We start from the raw sequence: 6,729 nt of genomic DNA, 5'->3' as shown, positions 1-6,729 counted from the left end.
GGCCGTCATTCCGCCCGCAATGGCCGTGCCGACCTGTCCAATCAGACTGCCTGCGTCAATGCCCACAATCCATGCCCCGCGAATCCGCAAACTGCCGGGCTCGAAAAAGAGCCGGATTTCGCCATCCAGACGTTCCAGAATCTGCGCTCTGGAGTCCTCTGAAAAGGCATAGCGGGCTTCCAGCAAAGATCCAGGAGAGACCTTGGCCGGTGTCAGGCCGATGTAGGCTGCTGCTGGCAAGGTGAATATCGTTGTCGGCACATGGTCAAAATCCGCATAATCCGCAGGAACGTTCCCCGCCAGAATATTGTGGCCTGCCACCAGAGACTGACGCACTGCTGCGTGAAAAAGTGGTACCCGTCCATTGACATCCCCTGCTGCATAAATATGCGGAAAGCGGGTTTGCAGGCTGGGACCCACCTGGATACCATGATGATCAAACGCAATCCCCAGAGCTTCTGCACCCTCTGGAATGACCGGACGACGCCCCACGGCGAGCAGGACTACATCGACCTCCTGATTTTGTTCCTTGCCGTCCTGAAGCCAGACAACGCGACGACCTGTGCCTGTATTCTCAACGCGTTGCACCTCTACATTGGTGCGAAGTTCAAGCCCTTTGGGTAGTAAAGGCAGCAGCAGGTTGACCATGCCTGGATCCATGCCATTCAGGATTTGTGCGCCTTTTTGCAGCAAGGTAACTTCCGTACCCAAGGCCGCAAAAAATGTCGCTGTTTCCAGCCCTATGTAGCCACCGCCGATAACCAGCAGTTTTTCGGGCAAGGCCCGCATGGCTGGCGAGGGTTTATAAAGATCATGACTGGTCAGGCACCATTCAGCAACGGGCAAGGGCGGAATGAACACGTCCGAGCCACTGGCGATCAGGATATGCCGGGCATGATAGGTATCCGTTCCCGCATCTGTATCTACTTTCACCGTATGGGGATCTAACAGGCGCGCTACGCCCTTGATCAAGCGGATAAGAGGTTCTGCGGCCAGTTCCGCTGCGTGCTGGGCATAACGCCGCTCCTGAATGGCATCTTTGTGCTGCATCAGGGCGGCAAAATCCACGTGCAGATTGCCGCCCAGTCCGTAGGGCTGAAAACGCTGAGCATCCTGGTAAAAAGCGGCTGTTTCCCGAACCGCCTTGGAAGGAACACAACCTTCATACAGACAGTTACCACTCATGACCCCCTTCGGATCGACCATGAGTACCTTCTTTCCAGCTTTTGCCAGACGAAAAGCGGCCGGATAGGCGGCGCCACCTGCACCTACGCATAACAAATCCACTTCCTGAACAGTCATTTTGCAGCCCTCCACGTTGAATCCAATCCTGCAAAGCCTAGCACAAGCAAACAACAGGCAGATATGAATATATCATTAAAATTCATGATGATTCTTTCACCTTGTCTATACTCATGGTCACGAATATGGCGAAGTCAGATTGCCAGAACGAATCTTGTGCTATCTTATATTAGGATATTGAGATTTGAATTGTGAGCGGGTCAGATGTTTTCTGTAGAGAATTTTCATAAAGGGAGACCGTCGCATGCAACCAGTTGATGCAAAGAGTTTTGAAAGCCTGGATTTGGATGCCAGCTTTCAGGCTCTGGAAAGTATCGATAAAGGTTTAAGCAGCAGTGAAGCCAGTACCCGCCTGGCGCAATTTGGCAGCAACCTTCTGGAAGAAAAAGAAACTCCGCTCTGGCGTAGATTGATTTCCTATTTTTGGGCACCTATCCCCTGGATGATTGAGGTTGCGGCCGTTTTATCGGCCATCAACGGCGACTGGAAGAGCTTTTTTGTCATTTTTGCCATGCTGCTCATCAACGGTGGCATTGGTTTTTGGGAAGAAAAAGGTGCCAATGACGCCCTCAAGGCGCTGAAAAATCAACTGGCGCTCAAAGCGCGGGTCTTGCGCGATCAGCAATGGCAAAGCATTGACGCAGCGCAACTGGTGCCGGGTGACGTCGTTCGTCTGCGCTTGGGGGATATTCTACCGGCGGATATCAAACTCATTTCCGGTGATTATCTGTCCGTGGATCAATCCGCTCTGACGGGCGAGTCTTTACCGGTGAACAAAAAACCCGGAGACGTGGCCTACTCAGGAACTATTGCCAGGCAGGGTGAAATGCTGGGGCTGGTCTATGCAACCGGTTCTGCGACTTTTTTCGGACGTACGGCGAGTCTGGTGCAAAAAGCCGCTCCCGTTTCGCACTTTCAAAAAGCCGTACTTAATATCGGTAACTTTTTAATTGTTCTGGCTCTATCCCTTTCGTTATTGCTGATTGTTGTAGAATTAGTCCGTGGCTTGCCGTTTTTGACCCTGCTGGCTTTTGTCCTGGTGGTGGTAGTGGCTTCCATTCCGGTCGCCATGCCGGCGGTGTTGTCCGTCACCATGGCTCTGGGGGCTCTGGCCCTATCGCGCATGAAGGCCATTGTTTCTAAATTGACTTCCATTGAGGAAATGGCCGGGGTGGATATTCTCTGCTCGGATAAAACTGGAACCTTGACTCAAAACATCATTACCTTGGGGGAAAGCGCCCTGTTTGCCGCGCAGAATGAACAGGAACTCATTCTTGCGGCGGCCTTGGCCAGTAAGGCGGAAGACGCGGACGCCATTGATGATGCAGTGCTTGCCGGACTTCCCGATCGCGATAAAACCCTCGCGGCTTTCACTCAGGACAAATTCATTCCTTTTGATCCCATCTCCAAGCGTACGGAAGGGCAACTTCACGGAAGCGACGGGAAAAAGTTTCGGGTAAGCAAGGGGGCACCCCAGGTTCTCATTGAAATGGCCAAACTGGCTGATGCCGAACGTGCCAAGGCCGAAAAAGTGGTGGAGGATGCCGCCGCCAAGGGGTTTCGTACGCTGGGCGTGGTCCGTTCCGACGATGATGCGCAGAACTGGCGTTTTCTCGGGATTCTTTCATTGCTGGATCCGCCCCGGGTCGATTCCAAACAGACCATTATGGAAGCGCAGGAACACGGTATTGAAGTCAAGATGGTGACGGGTGATCATCAGGCCATTGCCAGTGAAATTGCCGGTCAATTGAACCTGGGCACGCATATTCTGACCGTGGATGACCAGCTCTCGAAATTTGCCGAGGGCGGGATACTTCCCCCGGCACTGGGTGATGAAATTGAGCACTCTGATGGTTTTGCCCAGGTGTTTCCTGAACATAAATACGCCATTGTCAAAGCCCTGCAGCAACGCGGGCATATTGTCGCCATGACCGGCGATGGCGTGAACGATGCGCCGGCGCTCAAACAGGCCGATGTGGGTATTGCCGTGTCGGGAGCCACCGACGCTGCACGCGGCGCCGCCGCCCTGATTCTGACGGCGCCGGGTCTGAATGTGATCGTCAAGGCTGTCGAGGAGGCGCGGCGTATTTTTGAGCGGATGACCAGTTATACGGTTTATCGTATCGCCATGACGCTGGATATTCTGTTTTTTGTGGTCATTGCCATGCTGATTTTCAACTCTTATCCGTTGACGGCCATCATGGTTGTTCTGCTTTCCCTGCTCGATGACATTCCCATCATGACTATTGCCTGGGACCATACTGCCGTACAGAAATCCCCTGTTCATTGGGAAATGCCGAGAGTGCTGAGTCTGTCTTCAGCCATGGGGCTCCTGGCTTTTGCGGGGACCTTTGGGCTTTATCTCCTTACCCGCTTTGTGTTTCATATTCCTCTGCCGGAAGCACAAAGCATCATGTTCCTGCAGCTGATTGCTGGGGGGCATCTCATGTTGTTCCTGACCCGGGTCCGCGGGCCTTTCTGGCGCCCCCCCTACCCTGCGCCCATTCTCCTGCTGGCCATCCTGGGTACCCAGATTGTGGGTGTGGCAATTGTTGGCTTCGGCTGGCTGATGCCGGCGATACCCTGGACGACCATTGGACTGGTATGGGCGTACAACATTGTGTGGATGGTACTGGCCGATCTTGCCAAGTTGGGCATTCACCGCCTGATGGATCATGAGGCAGCCCATCAGAGCCGGTTTTTGCGCACTCTCAATCATTCTCTGCAACCAGATCTGATCCAATTGGAGCGGGATGGTGTCGGGTTTCAACGGACCATCCGGCAGGCTTTCACCCATTTCATGAGAAGCGGAGATTCAAAATAATGTTCTCTTAGTGCGCCCCCTGATTCGGAGAAATACCATGACCGCTAAAGATCGACTCACCGAAGTACATCAGTTGATGGAAAGTCTCAAGCAGGATTATCCCTCGGAAATCAATTCCTTTTTGGGCTTTATGGGGAAGGCGGAAGGAAACCCGGCCCTCAGTGCGGCACAAAAGGAGTTGATCAACGTGGCTCTGTCCGTGGCCGCGCAATGTGAATGGTGCATCGCCTTACACACAAAAAGCGCCATTGAAGCCGGGGCCAGTCGCGATGAAATCATGAGTGCCGGTTTCATGGCGGTCATTATGCATGGCGGCCCAGCCTTGATGTATCTGGTGCCACTGAGCAAGGCGCTGGATGAATTCCTGCCGGAGAACACCCATGGATAGATTGCAGATGCGCGCCATGCTCTGGGATATGCTCCGCGCCCGGGCTTTTGAGGAGGCCGCTGCCCAGGGATATGCCCAGGGCCAGATTGCCGGATTTTTGCACCTGTATCCGGGAGAGGAGGCGGTAGCCGTGGGCGTGCTGCATGCCGCCGAGCCGGGGGACTATGTGGTCAGCACCTATCGGGAGCATGTCCATGCCCTGGTCCGGGGAATTCCTGCACGGGAAATCATGGCGGAACTGCAGGGCAAGATCACCGGCATCAGCAAAGGGATGGGCGGTTCCATGCATCTGTTTGATGCCAGTCGGCGCTTTCTGGGGGGCTATGCCATTGTCGGCGAAACCTTTCCCATCGCTTTGGGGGCGGCTTACGCCGTCGCCTACCGCCGTCTGCCGGAAGCCGTGATCTGCTTTTTTGGCGATGGCGCGGTCAACCAGGGCACTTTTCATGAATCCCTGAATATGGCGGCACTCTGGAAACTTCCCATTCTCTTTGTCTGTGAAAATAATCATTATCAGATCGGTACGGAAATTCACCGCCATTCGGCCATTACCGAGGTGTATAAACGGGCCTGCGGCTATGGAATCCCAGCGGAAAAAGTCGATGGCATGGATGTTCTTGCGGTGCATGCCTCTGCCCGCAAGGCGCTGGAGCGGGTTCGCAGCGGCGACGGCCCGCAATTTCTGGAGCTGGAAACCTACCGTTATCGCGGACACTCCATGGCGGATCCGGCGAGCTATCGCCCCAATGTGGAACTGAATGCGTATCAGGCCAACGATCCCATTGCCGCAGCCATCCACGAAGCAGAATCTGCTTATCCCTCAGCAGAAGCCATGGCTGCCGCAGGAGCCGACTGCATTAGCCACTTTAGTGACCATTGCTGCCAGGAAGGTCATCTCGACGAGGCGGAAATCACCCGTTTGCGTCAGGAAGTGCAGACGGAAGTGGATGACGCCGTCCGTTTTGCCCAGCAAAGTGCGGAGCCGGACATGCAGGATGCCTGGTCCATCTTTCATCACAATCGCCGTTATGAAGTACTGATGGAGACAGCCCAATGAACGAGCTATTTTATTGGCAAGCGCTGAATCGGGCCATGGATGCCGAAATGGCGGCGGATGAAAGTGTCATCACCCTGGGTGAAGACGTGGGTCTTTATGGCGGAACCTATCGGGTAACCGAGGGGCTCATGGCCAAGTATGGCGAATGGCGCGTGCGCGATACGCCCATTTCCGAAAACAGTTTTACCGGCCTTGGTGTGGGCGCGGCAATGCTGGGTCTGCGCCCGGTGGTCGAAATCATGACCATCAATTTTGCTCTGTTTGCGATTGACGCCATCATCAACATGGCCGCCAAGATCCCGTTCATGTCCGGAGGGCAATTTCCCATGCCCCTGACCATTCGCATGCCGGGTGGCATTGCCCGGCAACTGGGTGCCCAGCATTCCCAGCGCCTGGAGCATACCCTGATGAACGTGCCCGGATTGCGGATAGCCGTTCCAGCCACGCCTCAGGATGCCTACTGGCAATTACGCCAGGCCATTCATAGTGATGACGCGCTCATTGTTCTGGAGCATGAACTGCTGTATTTCACCAAGGATCATGTTGATGAGGCGGCTGTTGCCCCGCCTATTCATCAGGCTTTGCTCCGCCGTCAGGGACGGGACATTACCTGTATTGCTTATTCCCGGATGGTGATTCTGGCTCTGGAAGCTGCGGACATTCTGGCCAAGGAAGGCATTGCCATGACGGTCATTGATTTGCGCAGTCTGGCACCCATCGACTGGGATACCTGCGTGCAATCTGTGCAGCAAACCCATCACTGCCTGATTGTGGAAGAGGACTGTCGTTTTGCCGGAGCGGGTGCGGAATTGAGCGCCACCTTTCAGGAGCGCTGCTTTTATTTTCTGGATCGTCCCATCCAGAGGGTGGCTGGACTGGATATCCCTACCCCCTTCAATGGTAAGCTCGAAGCAGCCAGTATCCCGCGCACGGCAGACATCATTACGGCAGCCCGGCAAATGTTGGGCACGCAGGGAGGTCAATCATGAAAAACCCCATTACCATGCCGGTATTGTCGGATACCATGCAAACCGGTCGGCTGACACGCTGGAACAAGTCCGTTGGCGATGCCATCAAAAAGGGCGAGGCTGTTGCCGAAGTGGAAACCGATAAAGCGGTCCTGGACGTGGAGGCCTTTGCGGATGGCTTTCTGGCTGG

General features: G+C 54.6%; 6 protein-coding genes. 5 read left to right on the top strand and 1 reads right to left on the bottom strand.

Annotation, left to right across the window (positions count from 1 at the left end):
- Window positions 1-1,302, bottom strand: a 1,302-nt coding sequence (locus tag AC2VLY_RS01710; RefSeq protein WP_486921675.1) for a dihydrolipoyl dehydrogenase, incomplete at its 3' end; no start/stop codon positions are given.
- Window positions 1,303-1,546: 244 nt separating this feature from the next.
- On the opposite strand from AC2VLY_RS01710, the gene AC2VLY_RS01705 reads away from it, so the two are divergent.
- The 5 genes from AC2VLY_RS01705 to AC2VLY_RS01685 form a co-directional block, all read left to right on the top strand.
- Complete coding sequence (locus AC2VLY_RS01705; RefSeq protein ID WP_486921674.1) at window positions 1,547-4,126, top strand: plasma-membrane proton-efflux P-type ATPase; 2,580 nt, start codon at window positions 1,547-1,549, stop codon at window positions 4,124-4,126.
- A 37-nt stretch (window positions 4,127-4,163) separates the two neighbouring features.
- On the top strand, window positions 4,164-4,514 hold the full coding sequence (locus tag AC2VLY_RS01700) for a carboxymuconolactone decarboxylase family protein (RefSeq protein WP_300252352.1): 351 nt from the start codon (window positions 4,164-4,166) through the stop codon (window positions 4,512-4,514).
- A complete protein-coding gene (locus AC2VLY_RS01695) occupies window positions 4,507-5,571 on the top strand; it encodes a thiamine pyrophosphate-dependent enzyme (protein ID WP_486891806.1) in 1,065 nt (354 codons plus the stop codon). The genes AC2VLY_RS01700 and AC2VLY_RS01695 overlap by 8 nt, the downstream gene beginning before the upstream one ends.
- A complete protein-coding gene (locus AC2VLY_RS01690) occupies window positions 5,568-6,560 on the top strand; it encodes an alpha-ketoacid dehydrogenase subunit beta (protein ID WP_486921673.1) in 993 nt (330 codons plus the stop codon). The genes AC2VLY_RS01695 and AC2VLY_RS01690 overlap by 4 nt, the downstream gene beginning before the upstream one ends.
- Window positions 6,557-6,729 (top strand): lipoyl domain-containing protein (locus AC2VLY_RS01685; RefSeq protein WP_486921676.1); only part of this gene is annotated, 173 nt, incomplete at its 3' end. The genes AC2VLY_RS01690 and AC2VLY_RS01685, both read left to right, overlap by 4 nt.

Source organism: Acidithiobacillus sp. TH-A36 (assembly GCF_057473445.1).
Note: the sequence above shows the minus strand (reverse complement) of the source record. Positions and strands in the feature narration are given on the sequence as shown.

Coding starts and splice junctions, on each gene's coding strand:
- AC2VLY_RS01705 (WP_486921674.1), top strand. CDS start 1,547: ATGCAACCAGTTGATGCAAAGAGTTTTGAAAGCCTGGATTTGGATGCC.
- AC2VLY_RS01700 (WP_300252352.1), top strand. CDS start 4,164: ATGACCGCTAAAGATCGACTCACCGAAGTACATCAGTTGATGGAAAGT.
- AC2VLY_RS01695 (WP_486891806.1), top strand. CDS start 4,507: ATGGATAGATTGCAGATGCGCGCCATGCTCTGGGATATGCTCCGCGCC.
- AC2VLY_RS01690 (WP_486921673.1), top strand. CDS start 5,568: ATGAACGAGCTATTTTATTGGCAAGCGCTGAATCGGGCCATGGATGCC.